This is a genomic window from Limimaricola sp. G21655-S1 (assembly GCF_027213785.1).
In the GTDB taxonomy this organism is placed as follows: domain Bacteria; phylum Pseudomonadota; class Alphaproteobacteria; order Rhodobacterales; family Rhodobacteraceae; genus Limimaricola.
On the sequence record NZ_JAPWGO010000013.1, the window covers coordinates 66,129 to 81,453 of the forward strand.

Genomic DNA, 15,325 nt, shown 5'->3' on the forward strand with positions numbered 1-15,325 from the left:
CGGGGCGTCGTCGCCCTGTCACCGGGGCCTGCAAGGTTCCGGGCATGAACCAAGGGGGGCACTACATGAAGATCGCGATTCTCGGTGGCGACGGTTTCGTCGGCTGGCCGACCTGCCTGCACCTGTCTGAACAGGGCCATGAGATCCATATCGTCGACAATCTCAGCCGTCGCTGGATCGACACCGAGCTTGGCGTGCAGTCGCTGACGCCGATGGATTCGATTCAGGAGCGCTGCCGCATCTGGCACGAGTTGACGGGGCGGCGCCTGCCCTTTCACCTGATCGATCTGGCCAAGGAATACGAGCGGCTGAAATCCTGGCTGGCCGAAGAAAAGCCCGACGCGGTGATCCATTTCGCCGAGCAGCGCGCCGCGCCTTATTCGATGAAGTCCGACCGCCACAAGGCCTACACGGTCAACAACAACACCAACGCGACGCACAACCTGCTGGCGGCGCTGGTCGAGACCGGCATCGACGCGCATCTGGTGCATCTCGGCACCATGGGCGTCTACGGCTATTCGAGCGTCGGCGCGGCGATCCCCGAAGGCTATCTCGATGTCGAGGTCGAAACCCTCGCAGGCGACAAGGCGAAACAGGAGATCCTCTACCCGACCAAGCCCGGCTCGGTCTATCACATGACCAAGAGCCTCGATCAGATCCTGTTCCAGTTCTACGCCCAGAACGACGGCCTCAGGATCACCGACCTGCATCAGGGCATCGTCTGGGGCACCCATACCGACCAGACCCGGCGGCACGAGCAGCTGATCAACCGCTTCGATTACGACGGTGATTACGGCACGGTGCTGAACCGGTTCCTGATCCAGGCCGCGATCGGCCACCCGCTCACCGTCCACGGCACCGGCGGCCAGACGCGCGCCTTCATCCATATCCAGGACTCGGTGCGCTGCATCGAGCTGGCGCTGGGCGACGCGCCGAAATCGGGCGAGCGGGTGCGCATCTTCAACCAGATGACCGAGACGCATCGCGTGCGTGACCTGGCCGAGATGGTGGCCAAGAAGACCGGCGCGCGCGTTGCTTACCTGCCGAACCCGCGCAAGGAGGCCGAGGAGAACGAGCTCGTGGTGCGCAACGACCAGTTCCTGAAGCTCGGCCTCGAGCCGATCACCCTGCAGGAGGGGCTTCTGGACGAGGTGGTCGAGGTGGCGAAGAAATACGCGCATCGGATCGACCGCTCGCGCGTGCCCGCCGTCTCGGCTTGGACCCGCGACCTCGGCGCGCGCGTCGAGCGCGATCCCGAGGGCCGGGCGCTGCGCTCCGCCTCGTGAGCGCGGGGCTGAGACCGGAGGGCCCGGCGCGCAGCCGCCGGGCCTTTGTCACCCTCGTCACCAATGCCGATTTCGCACTGGGGGCGCGGGCGCTGATCCGCTCGCTGAAGCTAAGCGGCACGGATGCCGACATCGTGGTGCTGCACACCGGCGGCGTGACGGAGGCCGACCTTGCGCCCCTGCGGGCGCGCGGTGCGCGGCTGATCGCGACCGAACTACTGCCGACCTCCGAGGCCTTCAACGCGGCGCATGCGCGCGATGCTCTGCACGGGGCCGCCCCCTTCACCAAGGGCGAGAAGCCGGCCTTCCACACCCCTCTCGACAATTTCGCGAAGCTGCGGTTGTGGCAGCTTTCCGAATACGACCGAGTGGTCTTTCTCGACGCCGACACGCTGGTGCTGCGACCGATCGACAAGTTGTTCGACTATCCCGAGTTCTGTGCCGCGCCGAACGTCTATGAAGGTCTGGGCGATTTTCACCGGATGAACTCCGGCGTGTTCACCGCCCGGCCCGACACCGCGACCTATGAGGCGATGCTGTCGCGGCTCGATGCGCCCGGCGCCTTCTGGCGGCGCACCGACCAGACGTTCCTGCAGGACTTCTTTCCCGACTGGCACGGCCTGCCGGTGACCTGCAACACCCTGCAATACGTCTGGTTCAACCTGCCCGATCTGTGGAATTGGGAGCAGATCAGGGTGCTGCATTTCCAGTACGAGAAGCCATGGCAGGACCATGCCAAGGCCGACCGTCTGCGGCCCCTGATCGATCTGTGGCGTGGCTATGCGGGCGATGGGCCGGTCCCGGACCTCGCGGCCCTGCCGAACCCGTCGTGAAGATCGCGCTGACCGGGGCATCGGGGCTGGTCGGGCGCTTCTTGCTGCGCGGTCTCGCGTCGCGAGGCCACGAGGTCGTGGCACTCGGCCGACGACCTGCCGACGGCGTGGAATGGCGTGGCTGGCAGCTGGGGGAAATCGCGCCGCTCGACGGCTGCGATGCCTTGGTCCATGCCGCATTTTCCCACTTGGCGGGCCGGTATCGCGGCGGCGAGGGAGATGATCCCGAGGGATTTCTGAGGCTGAACCGCGACGGGTCGCTGCGGCTCTTCAAGGAGGCGCAGGCGGCCGGTCTGCGCCGCATCGTCTTCCTGTCGAGCCGCGCGGTCTATGGCGAGTACCCGCCCGGTACGGAGCTGACCGAGGATCTCCCACCGCGCCCGGACACGCTCTATGGCGAGATGAAATGGGCGGTCGAGCAGGAGCTTTCGGCCTTGGCTGGGCCCGGTTTCACGACGGCGAGCCTTCGCGCCACCGGCATCTACGGGCCGGGGCCGGATCACAAGTGGCGCGGGTTGTTCGAGGCCTTCCTCGCGAATGAGCCCGTTGCGCCGCGCGTGGCGACCGAGCTGCATGGCGACGACCTGGCGGCGGCGGTAGCGCTGCTGCTGGAGGCGCCCGAGGGGGCGCTGGCCTCGCGCAGCTTCAATGCGTCGGACATCACGCTCGACCGGCACGACCTGCTGGAGAGGGTGGCCCGGATCGTCGGGCGGGACGGGGCGCTGCCCGAGCGGGCCGACGCGTCGCGTGTCAGCGCCATGCGCTGCGACCGGCTGCGGGATCTGGGCTGGCGGCCGCGCGGCATGGAGGGGCTCGACGCCGCGCTGCGCGAGATGCTCTAGCGTACCGGGCCGGTGAGACGGTTGACATGGCCCATCTTGCGACCGGGCCGCGCTTCGGCCTTGCCATAGAGATGGATCGCCGACTGGGTGCCCGCGATCTGCGGAATGCGGTCGACCTCGTCGCCGATCAGGTTCTCCATCACCACGTCGGAATGACGCGCACCATCACCAAGCGGCCAGCCCGCTACGGCGCGGATGTGCTGCTCGAACTGGTCGATCAGGCAGCCATCCTGCGTCCAATGACCCGAGTTGTGCACGCGTGGCGCGATCTCATTGACCACGAGGCCTTGCGGCGTGACGAAAAGCTCGACCCCCATCACGCCGACATAGTCGAGCGCGGTCAGGATTCTGGCGGCCAGCAGCACCGCGTCGGTGCGCTGCGCTGCCGAGAGCCGGGCCGGTACCGTGGTTTCGCGCAGGATACCGTCTTCGTGCCGGTTCTCGCCCGGGTCGAAGCAGGCCACCGCGCCGTCGATCCCGCGCGCGCCGATGACGCTGACCTCGTGGCTGAACTCCACGAAGCCCTCCAGGATCGCGGGCGCACCGTTCATTTCCGCCAGCGCCGTCTCGGCCTCGTCCGCGGCCATGATCCGGGCCTGTCCCTTGCCGTCATAGCCAAAGCGGCGGGTCTTGAGGATCGCGGGCGCGCCGATCTCGGACAGCGCGGCGTCGAGCGTGGTCGCATCGTCCACGGCGGCGAAGGGCGCGGTGGTCAGGCCGAGATCCTGCAGGAACTGTTTTTCGTCGATGCGGTCCTGGCTCACGGCGAGGGCGCGGCGGCCCGGGCGGATCGGCACGAGGGATTCGATCAGGTCGAGCGAGGCGGCCGGGACGTTCTCGAACTCGTAGGTGACGACATCGACGGCCCCGGCGAATGCGCGCAGCGCCGCCTCGTCATCCCAAGTCGCGGTGGTCGAGGCCGCGCAGACCTCGGCCGCGGGACCGCCCGGTGCAGGGTCGTAGACATGGCATTTCAGCCCCAGCCGCGCCGCCGCGAGGGCGAGCATCCGGCCGAGCTGGCCGCCGCCGAGAATGCCGATGGTCGAGCCGGGGGCGAGCGGCTTGGATGTGCCGGGAGTGAGCGTCTCAGTCATCGATGGGCTCCTCCGGGATCGAGGCCGAAAGCGCGGCGCGCCAGTCGTCGAGCCGTTGCGCCAGTGCCGCGTCCTGCAAAGCGAGGATGCCCGCCGCCATCAGCCCGGCATTGGCGGCACCGGCCGCGCCGATCGCCATGGTCGCGACCGGAAAGCCGCGCGGCATCTGCAGGATCGAATAGAGCGAGTCGACGCCCGACAGCGCGCGGGTCTGCACCGGCACGCCGATCACGGGCACGCGGGTCTTGGAGGCCATCATGCCCGGCAGATGCGCGGCGCCCCCAGCCCCGGCGATGATCACCTGAAGGCCCCGGTCCACCGCCGTCTTGCCATAATCCCACAGCCGATCCGGGGTGCGGTGCGCCGACACGATCCGCGTTTCATGCTCCACGCCCAACTCGTCGAGCATGGCCGCCGCCTCGCGCATCGTCGCCCAGTCCGACTGGCTGCCCATGATGATGCCGACCTTCACGCCCATGCCCGTGTCCCCTCGTTGCCGATGCAGGCGGACTACACCGTGGCGGGACGCAACGGCAAGCGGATCAGGCGATGATATCGGGCAATATCCGGTCCTCGATCCGGGCGATCTTGTCCTTGAGCTGCAGCTTCTGCTTCTTGAGCCTGCGCAGCCGCAGCATGTCGGCCCCGCCACGCTCTTCGAGCGCGTGGATCGCCTCGTCGAGATCGCGGTGCTCGCGCTTGAGCACCTCGAGCTCCACCCGGAGCACCTCGATCTCTTCCATCTTCGCCGACTTGTTCATGCTCGTCTGCCCTACGTCTTTGCCACATCATAGTTGCTGCGCCACGGCCCGCCTAGCCCCGCACCTTGCAAGGCGGATTTTCGCCTCCCATATTGAAACCAAGCGGCTGCCGATGCCGGGGCCGCTGATGGACGGTCGCTTGTGCAAAAGGACGTGTCGCATGACGAAGCTGACATTGGGGACACACCCCTTCCTTCTGGGGTTCGAACAGCTCGAAAGGCTAGTCGAACGTACCGCGAAGGCGTCGGGAGATGGATACCCGCCCTATAACATAGAGCAGACCTCGGAGCGGTCCTATCGGATCACGCTGGCCGTGGCCGGCTTTGCCGAGGCGGATCTGTCAATCACCGTGGAAGACAACCAGCTCGTGGTGCGCGGACGACAATCCGACAGCGCCGAGGAGCGCGTGTTCCTGCATCGCGGCATCGCCGCCCGCCAGTTCCAGCGCAGCTTCGTGCTCGCGGATGGCGTCGAGGTGGGCGAGGCGGTGATGGAGAACGGCCTTCTGCATATCGACCTTTCCCGTCAGCCCGCCGACAGCGTCGTGCAGACGATCCGCATCAAGAGGAGTGGAAAATGAACACCCAGTTCCGCCATCACAAGCTCTCCGCCGATGACGAAAGCCGGCTCGTCTACGTCAAGCCGGTCAGCGTCGCCGATCTTCCCGAGGAGGTGCAGGAGCAGGCCGAGGGGCTCGAGGTGCTTTTCGCGGTACATGACAGCGACGGCCAGCAGCTTGCCCTCGTGGCCGACCGCAAGCTCGCCTTCACCCTGGCGCGTCAGCACGACATGCAGCCGATGACGTTGCACTGAGCCGCGCCTTCTACCGGCTTTGAAAGGGCTGGAGTCTGGGGACTAGGCTCTTACCCCTTCGATCTCCCGGCCCGTTGCCCGTGACGGCGACGGGCCTTTCCGTGCCGTCAGGCCGGGTCCACGACAGGCGCCGCAGGACGTGGCGCATCGCGTCGGGATGGCACCGGTATCGTGATCCAGAACAGGCAGCCCACGATCAGCGCCACGCCGGTCCAGCCGGAGGGCGGAAGCCTCTCTCCGACAAGCAGAACGGCAAGCAGCGCCGCGACCACCGGTTCGAGCAGGGTGATCGTCGTGGCGAGGCTTGAGGAGATGCGCGCCAGCCCCTGGCCGAAAGCGATGTAGCCCAGGAACATCGGCACCACGGCCATGTAGACGCCAACCCCGAAATTCCGCGCGCTTTCGAGAAAGGGCGCGCCGGTCGCTATGAGAATCGGCAGCAGGAGCAGCCCGCCCAGCCCGAAGGTCGCGCCCATCGCCGCCGGGGCGGAAACGCCGCGCTGCATCACGCGGCGCGCGGTCCAGGAATAAAGGGCATAGGTGCCCCCCGCGACGAGGCCGAGGCCGACGCCCATCGGAATGTTCGGGGCAATCGCAGCATGATCAGTTTCGGCGAGGCTCAGAAGCACCATCCCCGCGAGGCCGATCAGCGCACCGATCCCCCAGCGGAATGTCAGTCGGCTTCCCTCCAGCCGGTTCTCGATAAGCGCAGAGATGAGCGGCGCCGATCCGATCGAGATCACCGTACCGATGGTGACGCCCGCGAGCCGCATCGAGGAATAGAAGGCGAGGGGGTAGAGCGCGACAGAGACCGCCCCGGCGATCAGGAGCCACCGGTGCCGCAAAAGCGCGCCTCGGCCCCTGTGGATGCCGCGCCAGGCGACCATCGCCTGCATCAGCCCGCCCAACCCCATCGCCGCGGCGCCGATCGCCACCGCGGACACGCCCGGCGCAAAGCTGGCGGCTGTGCCGGTGGTGCCCCAGGCGATCGCAGCGAGCATGCAGCAGATCACCCCGACGCCATGTCCGGGGCCCCGTGCCCCCCCGCTCATAGCGAGTCCAGCATCTGCCGGGCCATGGCACGGGCCTGCCCGACCCGTTCGGCGGAGCCTTCGAGACCGGCCCGGACCATGGCGCCTTCGAGCAGGAAAGCCAGATGCACAGCGAGCCTCTGCGCGCGATCAAGGTCGTCGGGCAGAATCTCGGCGAGTTGCGCGACGAGAATTGCCTCCACCTCTTCCTTGTGCCGACGAACGGCTTTACGACCGGCGTCCTTGGAGCTGAATTCGGCTGCGGCATTCAGCAGGCCGCAGCCCCGAAAGCCACGCTCATAGGCGCATTCGGCGTGGTCGCCGTAAGCGTCGAAGACCGCGAGAATTTTTTCGACCGGGGTAGGGGCCTGCCTTGCTCGTCGCGCGTAGAGGTCGAGCCATTCCCGGTGCCGATGGTCGATATAGGCCGCGACCAGTTCGGCCTTCGAGGCGAAGTTGTTGTAGAGGCTCTGCTTCGCCACGCCGGCCCGTTGGGTGATCGCGTCGATCCCCGTCGCAGCGATGCCCTCATCATAGAACAGGATCGCAGCGGCCCGTAGAAGCCGGTCGCGCGCGGTTCCGGAACGAACACCTGTCTCGGTCATGTCGGTTCTCGCGGTAGGTAGACCGGTCTACCTATTCAGGTGGCGGTCATCTCGTCAACTCATTTGGCCGAAGCATGGGAGGGCACAACAAAACAGCCGGCCCGAGGGCCGGCTGTTCGTGATGTCCTTTGCCTGAAGGCCGCGTCGCGGCCTTCGAGCCGGGCGTCAGCCTGCAATCAGGCCCATCTGTTCCAGCTTCAGGATCACCTGATGCGCGCAGTTGTCGACATCGGTGCCCTCGGTCTCTACGCGCAGTTCCGGGTTCTCGGGCACGTCATAGGGATCGGAGATGCCGGTGAACTCCTTGATCTTGCCTTCGCGCGCGAGCTTGTAGAGGCCCTTGCGATCGCGCTTCTCGCACTCCTCGATCGAGGTGGCGACATGCACCTCGATGAAGGCGCCGAAGTTCTCGACATCCTCGCGCACGGCGCGCCGGGTCGCGGCATAGGGCGCGATCGGCGCGCAGATCGCGATGCCACCGTTCTTGGTGATCTCGGAGGCGACATAGCCGATGCGACGGATGTTGAGGTCGCGGTGCTCCTTGGAGAAGCCGAGCTCGGAGGAGAGGTTCTTGCGCACGATGTCGCCGTCGAGCAGCGTCACCGGACGACCGCCCATCTCCATCAGCTTGACCATCAGCGCGTTGGCGATGGTCGATTTGCCGGAGCCGGAGAAACCGGTGAAGAACACGGTGAAGCCCTGCTTGGCGCGCGGCGGCTTGGTGCGGCGCAGCTCCTTGACCACCTCGGGGAAGGAGAACCACTCAGGGATCTCGAGCCCTTCGGCAAGGCGGCGGCGCAGCTCGGTGCCCGAGATGTTGAGCACGGTCGCGCCCTCGGGGACCTCGTCGATCGGGTAGTACTGCGCCTTCTCCTGCACGTAGACCATGTGCTTGAAGTCGACCATCTCGATGCCGACCTCCTCCTGGTGCTGGCGCACCAGCTCCTGCGCGTCGTAGGGGCCGTAGAAATCCTCGCCCTCGGAGTTCTTGCCCGGGCCGGCATGGTCACGACCGACGATGAAGTGGGTCAGGCCGTGGTTCTTGCGGATGATCGCGTGCCACAGCGCTTCGCGCGGGCCGGCCATGCGCATGGCGAGGTTCAGCAGCGACAGGTGGGTGGTCGAGGAGGGGTACTTGTCGAGCACCGCCTCGTAGCAGCGTACGCGGGTGAAGTGATCGACGTCGCCCGGCTTGGTCATCCCGACGACGGGGTGGATCAGCAGGTTGGCCTGCGCTTCCTTGGCGGCGCGGAAGGTCAGTTCCTGATGCGCGCGGTGCAGCGGGTTGCGCGTCTGGAACGCGACGATCTTGCGCCAGCCCATCTTGCGGAAATAGGCGCGCAGTTCGTTGGGCGTGTCGCGACGGGCACGGAAGTCGTAATGCACCGGCTGCTGGATGCCGGTGATCGGGCCACCGAGATAGACGGCACCGGCGTGGTTGTGCAGGTAGTTCACCGCCGGGTGGGCGAGGTCATCGGCGCCGAAGACCTTCTCGGCCTCGCGCGACTTGTTGGGCACCCACTTGTCGGTGACCGTCATGGTGGCGAGGATCACGCCCTCCTGGTCGCGCAGGGCGATGTCCTGACCCAGCTCGACGGTGTCGGCGAATTTCTCGGACACGTCGAGCGTCACCGGCATCGGCCAGAGCGCGCCGTCCTTGGTGCGCATGGTCTCGACGACGCTGTCGTAATCCTCCTCGGTGAGGAAGCCCTTCAAGGGGTTGAAGCCGCCGTTCATCAGCAGCTCGAGATCGCAGATCTGGCGCGGGGTCAGGTCGTGGGAGGCGAGGTTTCCGGCCTCGACCTTCAGCTTCTGGGCGGACTCGTATGAAACATACAGCTCGGGGATCGGGGCGAGGTTCGAGGCCATCAAAACAATATCTCCAGGGGGCCGGGGGGTCTGTGCCGCTCCTAGACCGCGCATCGGCCCCAATTCAAGGGCGCGATGACGCAAAACGGACCGTTTTCCGCCGATCGCAGGGCTTGGGGAACACGCGGGCGGGCCCGGGGCAGGAGAGGGGAAAATTCGGCCTAGAAAAGGAGCGAAGGGCCGAGCCAGAGCGATGACGGCCCGCCGCGACAAAGCCCGTGAGTCGAAAACATCACCAAATGGCCGTGTTCGGGCGATTTGCGTGAGGGGTAGAGAAAACCCGATGCGCCCAACCCCCGCAGCCGGTCCGAGGCCCGCCAGCTGCGGGCCGGGCGCCCCGCTGCCCGATCATCGGCCCAGCGCGCCACGAGATCCTCAAAATCGACGCCGAGTGCCGTCCGAACGTCCTCGTCGCGCAGATCGGCCAAATCGGTCGTGGCGAGATCGAGGGGCCAGAGCCGCCGTGGGGCATCGCCGGGTGCGGCATAGGTGGCAAGGGCCACGGAGGCACCCTCAGGGCTCAGAGAGACATAGAGCGCCGGCTGGCCACCGCGGTGAAACCGCCCCTCCGGCGATGCGACGAGGGCGAGGGGGTCGGCCGCGTCGTCGCAAATGCGCCAGACCCGGCCCGAGAAGGGGCGGAGACGACCCGCCCCCGATTTCACTTCACGCCTTCCGTCTCGGGGGCACCGTAGCCCATGGGAAGTGTTTCGTCCTTCTCGTGGCCCGCCACCTCGGCGGTGCCGCCATGCTCGGCGAGAAACCGTTCCGCATCGAGCGCGGCCATGCAGCCCATGCCGGCGCTGGTCACCGCTTGGCGGTAGACGTGATCGGTCAGATCGCCAGCGGCGAAGACGCCCGGGATCGAGGTGCGGGTCGTGCCCGGCTCGACCTTCACGTAGCCGCCGTGATGGGTCTCGAGCTGATCCTTGACCAGCTCCGAGGCCGGGGCATGGCCGATCGCGATGAACACGCCCTTGGCCGGGATCTCGGTGATCTCGCCGGTCTTGACGTGTTTCGCGCGCACGCCGGTCACGCCCTTGGGGCTGTCGTCGCCCACGACTTCCTCGATTTCGTGGAACCAGAGGGTTTCGACCTTGGGATGCTCGAACAGGCGCTTTTGCAGAACCATCTCGGCGCGCAGCTCGTCGCGGCGATGGATCAGGGTCACCTTGGAGGCGAAGTTCGTGAGGAACAGCGCCTCTTCGACGGCGGTGTTGCCGCCACCGACCACCACGATCTCCTGACCGCGATAGAAGAAGCCGTCGCAGGTCGCGCAGGCCGAGACGCCGAAGCCCTTGTAGGCCTCTTCGGAAGGCAGGCCGAGCCACTTCGCCCGCGCCCCGGTGGCGAGGATCACCGCCTCGGCGACATATTCGGTGCCGCTGTCGCCCTTGGCGACGAAGGGCCGCTTCGACAGGTCGAGATCCGTGATGATGTCGGTGATCACCTCGGCCCCCATCTCGCGCGCATGGCCTTCCATGCGCACCATCAGGTCGGGGCCCTGCACGGAATTGTCGCCGGGCCAGTTCTCGACATCGGTGGTGGTGGTCAGCTGGCCGCCCGGCTCAAGGCCCTGCACGAGGATCGGCTGGAGCATGGCACGGCTGGCATAGACGGCCGCGGTATAGCCCGCCGGTCCCGAACCGATGATGAGAACCCTGGTGTCGCGGCGCGTGGTCATGGGACGTCCCCTTGCAAGCCTGAAGTCGGCTGCATATAGCCACTGTCCCTGCCGGTGCAAACCCCGCCCTAGGAGGGCGCGGCCTCGCTGCGGCAGCCACGTCACGCAACAGGTCACGATGTTGCGCGGGCCTGCAATATTCTTGCGCTAGCAACCGCTCTGCCCTAGGTCAGACGCAACATTCACGGAGATGAAGATGCCCGGGGCGAAACTCGACGAGATCGACAGGATGATCCTGGCCGAGCTGCAGGCCGATGGCCGGATGACCAATGTGGAGCTGGCGCGCCGCGTCGGCATCTCGGCACCGCCCTGCCTGCGCCGGGTGCGGACGCTCGAAGAGCAGGGCTACATCCGGGGCTATCACGCCGATGTCGACCCGCGCGAGCTGGGCTTCGACGTATCGGTCTTCGCCATGGTGCGGCTGGTGAGCCAATCCGAGGCCGAGCTGTCGGCCTTCGAGGCGCGCTGCAACGACTGGCCGCTCGTGCGCGAGTGCCACATGCTCAATGGTGAGGTGGATTTCGTGCTGAAATGCGTGGCCCCCGATCTGCGCAGCTTCCAGTCCTTCCTGACCGGCGAGCTGACGGCCGCGCCCAACGTCGCCTCGGTCAAGACCTCGCTGGTGATCCGCAACGCCAAGGCCGAGCCGGGCGTCCCCTTCGACGTGCTGGAGAGCCGGCTCGCCCGCAAGGCCTGACCTCCGGAAACGGCCCGACCTCTGGGATTGAGTTCAAGCCACGAGGTCGAGTTCGGCCAGCCGAAGCCGCGGCAGGGCGGGCGGGCCGAAATCCTCGATCCGATCCAGATGCGGAAAGCAGGAGAGGAACAGGCCGCGCTGCTCAGGTTCGAGATGCGCGAGGCGCGCCGGACCGGGGTGATAGCTCTCGATCTCGACGCCGTTGGCGAGAATCCTCTCGTGGCGCTCAAAGCCCAGATGGAACACCCGCACGGCCGAAGGCGGGGTCAGTTCGACCACGCCCATGCCGTCGATCAGGTCGCGGGCCGGGATCGCGGCGGCGCGTCGGCCGGTCAGGCGTTCGATCGCCGCGCCCTGGCGCACCAGATGCGCCATCGGACCCAGTACGAGATCATGCATCGGCCGGGCGATGCCCAGCGCATCGGCCGAGATCCGGGTCAAGCGGCCCATCTCCGGCGGTTGTCCGGGAACATTGGCGACCAGCGTCGTGGCGCCGCGCCACAGCAGCGTGCGAAAGCCGCGATCGACGGTCTTGACCCGATCGCCCGGCAGAAGATCCTCCACCGCGACGAGGCCGCGCTCGGTCGGGACCTGCGCGCCATGGGCAAAGGCGGCCACCGCCTCCTCGAAAATCGGCGTGGCGGGTACCACGCGGCTCGTCTCGGCGATGTCGCCGGGATGGTGCGGGCAAAGGGTGAGGATTTCGATCCGGCGCATCAGCGGCGCATGCGTCACAGGCGCGCGCGGGGCAGCGCGATCGATGGTTCCGGCACGGGTCGGAGCAGAGGGAGAGAGCAGGGGCAATGCCATGCGAACGCCTTTCGGTCATCGCATCGGTTGTCGGCCCCCACCGACAACACCCGAAGCTGTTTGGGTCACCGCGACACTGGGCGGCCGCGGCTGGATTGTCAAAGCAAGCCTGTGAAACGAATTGTTTCGGGGGCTGGCGGGTGCGAGGTGCCGACGCTCCTTCAGAGACGGATCGCGGCGATCAACCGGCCGTAATCGGCTTCGCGGGCATGGGTGGCGCGGCGATAGCTGAAAAAGCGGGTCGGGTCGGAATAGGTGCAGTGCCGGGTCCATTCGGCCGAAGCGATTCCGGCAGCGCGCAGCCGTCGCAACCCGAAGCCCGGCAGATCGAAGAGCAGCCGGTCGCCTTCACCTTGGGCGAAATGTCGCTCTGCCTGCGGATCTTCGGCGAGAAACGCGTCGAGCAGTTCGGGGCCGACCTCGTAGCAGCGCTGGCTGATCGAGGGGCCGATCACCGCGCGGATGCCTTCGCGCCGTGCGCCGAGCGCGACCATCGCCTCCACGGTGGCCTCCAGCACGCCGGCCAGCGCGCCCTTCCAGCCGGCATGGGCGGCACCGATCACCCCGGTCTCGGGGTCGGCGAACAGTACCGGCTGGCAATCGGCGGTGAGGATGGTCAGGGCCAGCCCGGGCGTCGCCGTGACCAGCGCATCGGCGCGGGCAGGGGCTGCGGGCGGCGTGTCGATGGTCACCACATCGGCCGAATGCACCTGGTGCACGCCGATCAGCGCCTCGCGCGGGACCCCCATCGCCTGGGCGACCCTGCCGCGGTTGATGAGCACCGCCTCATGCTGGTCGGAACTGCCGGGGCCGCAATTGAGCCCGGCGAAGACTCCCGACGAGGCCCCGCCGGCGCGTCCGAAGAAGCCATGGCGCAACGGTGCCAGACTGTCGGAGGTGATGATGTCGAGCGGCGTTGCGGCGTTCACGTCTCAATTCCGGGTGGCGGCGGGGCATTGCACGGATGAAGTGCGGCTACCTTGAACAGGTCGCCCATTTCTTCGGGGTGGGTCAAGCGGCGATGCGCGGCGACATGGGCGTCGAGAGCCGTCCCTTCGAGCTTTGCCGCCAGCGCTTGCGCCCGTGCCGTGATGCCAAGCCGTTCGAGAAACACGCCTTGCGGTACCGGCCCGGCGCAGGCGGCGGGGGCGGCGGCACGGCCCAGCGCCTCGAAATCCACATGCGCGGTGAGGTCGGCTTCGCCGGGCGCTGCCAGCGGATCGACCTTCTCGTGACCGCGCACCGCCTGGAAGCTGTCGCCGGTGCGGCCCCGGCCGCCGTAATCGACGATCAGCGCCGCGCCGCCACGGCGCGCGATGCGACCACCGATTTCGCCGGTCAGCGCGGGCAAGGCGGGCGACTGCTCCACCATGTCGCCGTCACGCGTATCCGCAAGGCGGTGTTCCAGCTCTGCCAGCGGCGCGGGCGCGGTCAGGCCGAAGACGAGCTCGTCGCCGTCACGCCCCACGACGCGTTCGCGCCAGCCCGCGCCGTCGCGGACGAACTGCCGGATCGGCAGCGCGTCGAAGAACTCGTTGGCGACGAGATAGAGCGGCAGGTCGTCGGGGATCTGGTCGATCCGGTCATGCCACGTGGCCTGTGGCAGGGCACGCGCCTGCACGGTCCGCAGCGCCGGGGAGGCCTCCACGAGGTGCAGTCGCGCGGCGGCGTGGAAGCCCGGCACGCGGGCAGTCGCACGCAGCATGTCGGCCATCAGCGTGCCGCGCCCCGGCCCCGGTTCGGCCAGCACGAAGGCCTCCGGCGCACCTTGGTCCAGCCAGGCCTGCGCAAGGCACAATCCGAGGAGTTCGCCGAACATCTGGCTGATCTCGGGTGCAGTGGTGAAGTCGCCTCCCGCACCCAGCGGATCGCGCGTCGTGTAGTAGCCATGGGCAGGGTGCAGCAGGCATTCGGTCATGTATTCGGCGATGCTGATCGGCCCGGTGGCGGTGATGCGCCGCAGCAGGATCTCGCGCAGCGCCGTCACGCCGGGACCATTCGGCGGCGCGCGGCGGCGATCACGGCGATCCCGGCGATGATCATCGGCAGCGACAGGATCTGTCCCATGGTCAGGCCCCAGCCATCCACGTGCAGCGCGAGACCCAGCGGGTTGCCGGGGCTTACGAATTGCGGATCGGGTTGGCGTACGAACTCCACCAGAAAGCGGCCGATGCCGTAGATCAGGAAGAAGGTCCCCGAGAGCAGCCAGGGCCGCTTCAGCGCGCCCCAGCGGAACGCCATGAGGGTGAACAGCACCAGCAGGAACAGCCCCTCGATCCCCGCCTCGTAGAGCTGCGAGGGGTGGCGGGCGCAGAGCCCTTCGACACCGGGGCAGTCCTGCGCGGCGGCACCGGGGAAGATCACGCCCCATGGCAGATCGGTCGGGCGGCCCCAGAGCTCGGCATTGATGAAGTTGGCGAGGCGGCCCAGCAGGATCGCGGGCGGAGTGGCCAGCGCGATGGTGTCGGCGACGCCGCCCAGCGGCAGGCGGTGGCGCCGCGCGAAGATCAGGATCGCGAGGATCACGCCGATAAAGCCGCCATGGAACGACATGCCGCCCTGCCACAGGAAGGGGATCTCCCACGGATGGGACAGGTAATAGCCCGGCTGGTAGATCAGCGCGTAGCCCAGTCGGCCGCCGCCGATGATGCCGAGGATGATCCAGCTCAACAGGTTCTCGAGCTCGGGCGGCGTCATGGCCGGGCGGTCGCCGGGCCACAGGCCGGGGCGCTTGAGCGCCGCGACCGAGAGCCGCCAGCCCGCGATGATGCCGACGATATAGGCCAGCGCGTACCAGCGCAGCGCGAAGTCGAACCCGCCGAGCGAGATCGAGAAGATCTCGGGCGAGATCTCGGGGAAGGGGATGCCATTCATGGCGCGATACCTGCGGCGGCGTGCCGGGACTTGTCAATCCGCCCTCCCGCGCGGGAGGGCGGGGTCTCGCCATGTCGTGACCGGCTCGGCTGGCGTCGTCGTGGAGGCCGCCGCCTTGTCGCCGCC

Annotated in this window: 18 protein-coding genes; 6 read left to right on the forward strand and 12 right to left on the reverse strand. The window is 67.5% G+C overall.

What is annotated here, in order from left to right; genetic code table 11:
• The first annotated feature begins 65 nt into the window (after positions 1–65).
• From O4G76_RS13465 to O4G76_RS13475, 3 genes are read left to right on the forward strand one after another with little or no spacing between them, the layout of a single operon-like run.
• The gene (locus O4G76_RS13465; RefSeq protein ID WP_269397820.1) at positions 66–1,286 is read left to right on the forward strand and encodes an NAD-dependent epimerase/dehydratase family protein; all 1,221 of its coding nucleotides are present in this window, start codon (positions 66–68) and stop codon (positions 1,284–1,286) included.
• Positions 1,283–2,119 (forward strand): glycosyltransferase, encoded by an 837-nt coding sequence (locus O4G76_RS13470; RefSeq protein WP_269397821.1) that lies wholly within the window; start codon positions 1,283–1,285, stop codon positions 2,117–2,119. The genes O4G76_RS13465 and O4G76_RS13470 overlap by 4 nt, the downstream gene beginning before the upstream one ends.
• Positions 2,116–2,961, forward strand: a complete 846-nt coding sequence (locus O4G76_RS13475; protein ID WP_269397822.1) for an NAD(P)-dependent oxidoreductase — start codon at positions 2,116–2,118, stop codon at positions 2,959–2,961. Before O4G76_RS13470 ends, O4G76_RS13475 begins: the two co-directional genes overlap by 4 nt.
• On the opposite strand, the gene O4G76_RS13480 is transcribed toward O4G76_RS13475, so the two are convergent.
• The 3 genes from O4G76_RS13480 to O4G76_RS13490 all read right to left on the reverse strand — a co-directional run bounded on the left by O4G76_RS13480 (position 2,958) and on the right by O4G76_RS13490 (position 4,816).
• Positions 2,958–4,055: a 5-(carboxyamino)imidazole ribonucleotide synthase gene (locus O4G76_RS13480; RefSeq protein ID WP_269397823.1), complete on the reverse strand. Its 1,098-nt coding sequence runs from the start codon at positions 4,053–4,055 to the stop codon at positions 2,958–2,960. The genes O4G76_RS13475 and O4G76_RS13480 overlap by 4 nt on opposite strands.
• Positions 4,048–4,533 carry a 5-(carboxyamino)imidazole ribonucleotide mutase gene (purE, locus tag O4G76_RS13485; protein WP_085897123.1) on the reverse strand — a complete coding sequence of 162 codons (486 nt, stop codon included), beginning with the start codon at positions 4,531–4,533 and terminating at the stop codon, positions 4,048–4,050. The genes O4G76_RS13480 and purE overlap by 8 nt, the downstream gene beginning before the upstream one ends.
• 64 nt (positions 4,534–4,597) lie before the next feature.
• The gene (locus O4G76_RS13490; protein WP_085897122.1) at positions 4,598–4,816 is read right to left on the reverse strand and encodes a YdcH family protein; all 219 of its coding nucleotides are present in this window, start codon (positions 4,814–4,816) and stop codon (positions 4,598–4,600) included.
• A gap of 160 nt (positions 4,817–4,976) precedes the next feature.
• Between O4G76_RS13490 and O4G76_RS13495 the strand changes: the two genes are divergently transcribed.
• Together O4G76_RS13495 and O4G76_RS13500 are read left to right on the forward strand one after the other, a co-directional pair.
• Positions 4,977–5,396 carry an Hsp20 family protein gene (locus tag O4G76_RS13495; RefSeq protein ID WP_085897121.1) on the forward strand — a complete coding sequence of 140 codons (420 nt, stop codon included), beginning with the start codon at positions 4,977–4,979 and terminating at the stop codon, positions 5,394–5,396.
• Positions 5,393–5,629, forward strand: coding sequence for a DUF1150 family protein (locus O4G76_RS13500; protein WP_085897120.1), 237 nt, complete (start codon positions 5,393–5,395; stop codon positions 5,627–5,629). The genes O4G76_RS13495 and O4G76_RS13500 overlap by 4 nt, the downstream gene beginning before the upstream one ends.
• Before the next feature lie 107 nt (positions 5,630–5,736).
• Here O4G76_RS13500 and O4G76_RS13505 read toward each other — a convergent pair whose 3' ends face one another.
• The 5 genes from O4G76_RS13505 to trxB form a co-directional block, all read right to left on the reverse strand.
• A complete protein-coding gene (locus tag O4G76_RS13505) occupies positions 5,737–6,681 on the reverse strand; it encodes a DMT family transporter (RefSeq protein WP_269397824.1) in 945 nt (314 codons plus the stop codon).
• Complete coding sequence (locus O4G76_RS13510; protein ID WP_269397825.1) at positions 6,678–7,265, reverse strand: TetR/AcrR family transcriptional regulator; 588 nt, start codon at positions 7,263–7,265, stop codon at positions 6,678–6,680. The genes O4G76_RS13505 and O4G76_RS13510 overlap by 4 nt, the downstream gene beginning before the upstream one ends.
• A 165-nt stretch (positions 7,266–7,430) precedes the next feature.
• Positions 7,431–9,134 carry a bifunctional sulfate adenylyltransferase/adenylylsulfate kinase gene (locus tag O4G76_RS13515; RefSeq protein WP_269397826.1) on the reverse strand — a complete coding sequence of 568 codons (1,704 nt, stop codon included), beginning with the start codon at positions 9,132–9,134 and terminating at the stop codon, positions 7,431–7,433.
• A 161-nt stretch (positions 9,135–9,295) separates the two neighbouring features.
• Complete coding sequence (locus tag O4G76_RS13520) at positions 9,296–9,799, reverse strand: RES family NAD+ phosphorylase (protein ID WP_269397827.1); 504 nt, start codon at positions 9,797–9,799, stop codon at positions 9,296–9,298.
• The gene (gene trxB, locus O4G76_RS13525; RefSeq protein WP_269397828.1) at positions 9,796–10,818 is read right to left on the reverse strand and encodes a thioredoxin-disulfide reductase; all 1,023 of its coding nucleotides are present in this window, start codon (positions 10,816–10,818) and stop codon (positions 9,796–9,798) included. Before trxB ends, O4G76_RS13520 begins: the two co-directional genes overlap by 4 nt.
• A 196-nt stretch (positions 10,819–11,014) precedes the next feature.
• On the opposite strand from trxB, the gene O4G76_RS13530 reads away from it, so the two are divergent.
• Complete coding sequence (locus tag O4G76_RS13530) at positions 11,015–11,515, forward strand: Lrp/AsnC family transcriptional regulator (RefSeq protein WP_085897209.1); 501 nt, start codon at positions 11,015–11,017, stop codon at positions 11,513–11,515.
• A 33-nt stretch (positions 11,516–11,548) separates the two neighbouring features.
• Here O4G76_RS13530 and O4G76_RS13535 read toward each other — a convergent pair whose 3' ends face one another.
• The 4 genes from O4G76_RS13535 to lgt all read right to left on the reverse strand — a co-directional run bounded on the left by O4G76_RS13535 (position 11,549) and on the right by lgt (position 15,199).
• A complete protein-coding gene (locus O4G76_RS13535; protein WP_269397829.1) occupies positions 11,549–12,325 on the reverse strand; it encodes a Hint domain-containing protein in 777 nt (258 codons plus the stop codon).
• A gap of 161 nt (positions 12,326–12,486) precedes the next feature.
• On the reverse strand, positions 12,487–13,254 hold the full coding sequence (gene pgeF, locus O4G76_RS13540) for a peptidoglycan editing factor PgeF (RefSeq protein ID WP_269397830.1): 768 nt from the start codon (positions 13,252–13,254) through the stop codon (positions 12,487–12,489).
• Positions 13,251–14,312 (reverse strand): SAM-dependent methyltransferase, encoded by a 1,062-nt coding sequence (locus O4G76_RS13545; protein ID WP_269397831.1) that lies wholly within the window; start codon positions 14,310–14,312, stop codon positions 13,251–13,253. The genes pgeF and O4G76_RS13545 overlap by 4 nt, the downstream gene beginning before the upstream one ends.
• A complete protein-coding gene (gene lgt, locus O4G76_RS13550) occupies positions 14,309–15,199 on the reverse strand; it encodes a prolipoprotein diacylglyceryl transferase (protein ID WP_269397832.1) in 891 nt (296 codons plus the stop codon). The genes O4G76_RS13545 and lgt overlap by 4 nt, the downstream gene beginning before the upstream one ends.
• Positions 15,200–15,325: the final 126 nt, after the last annotated feature.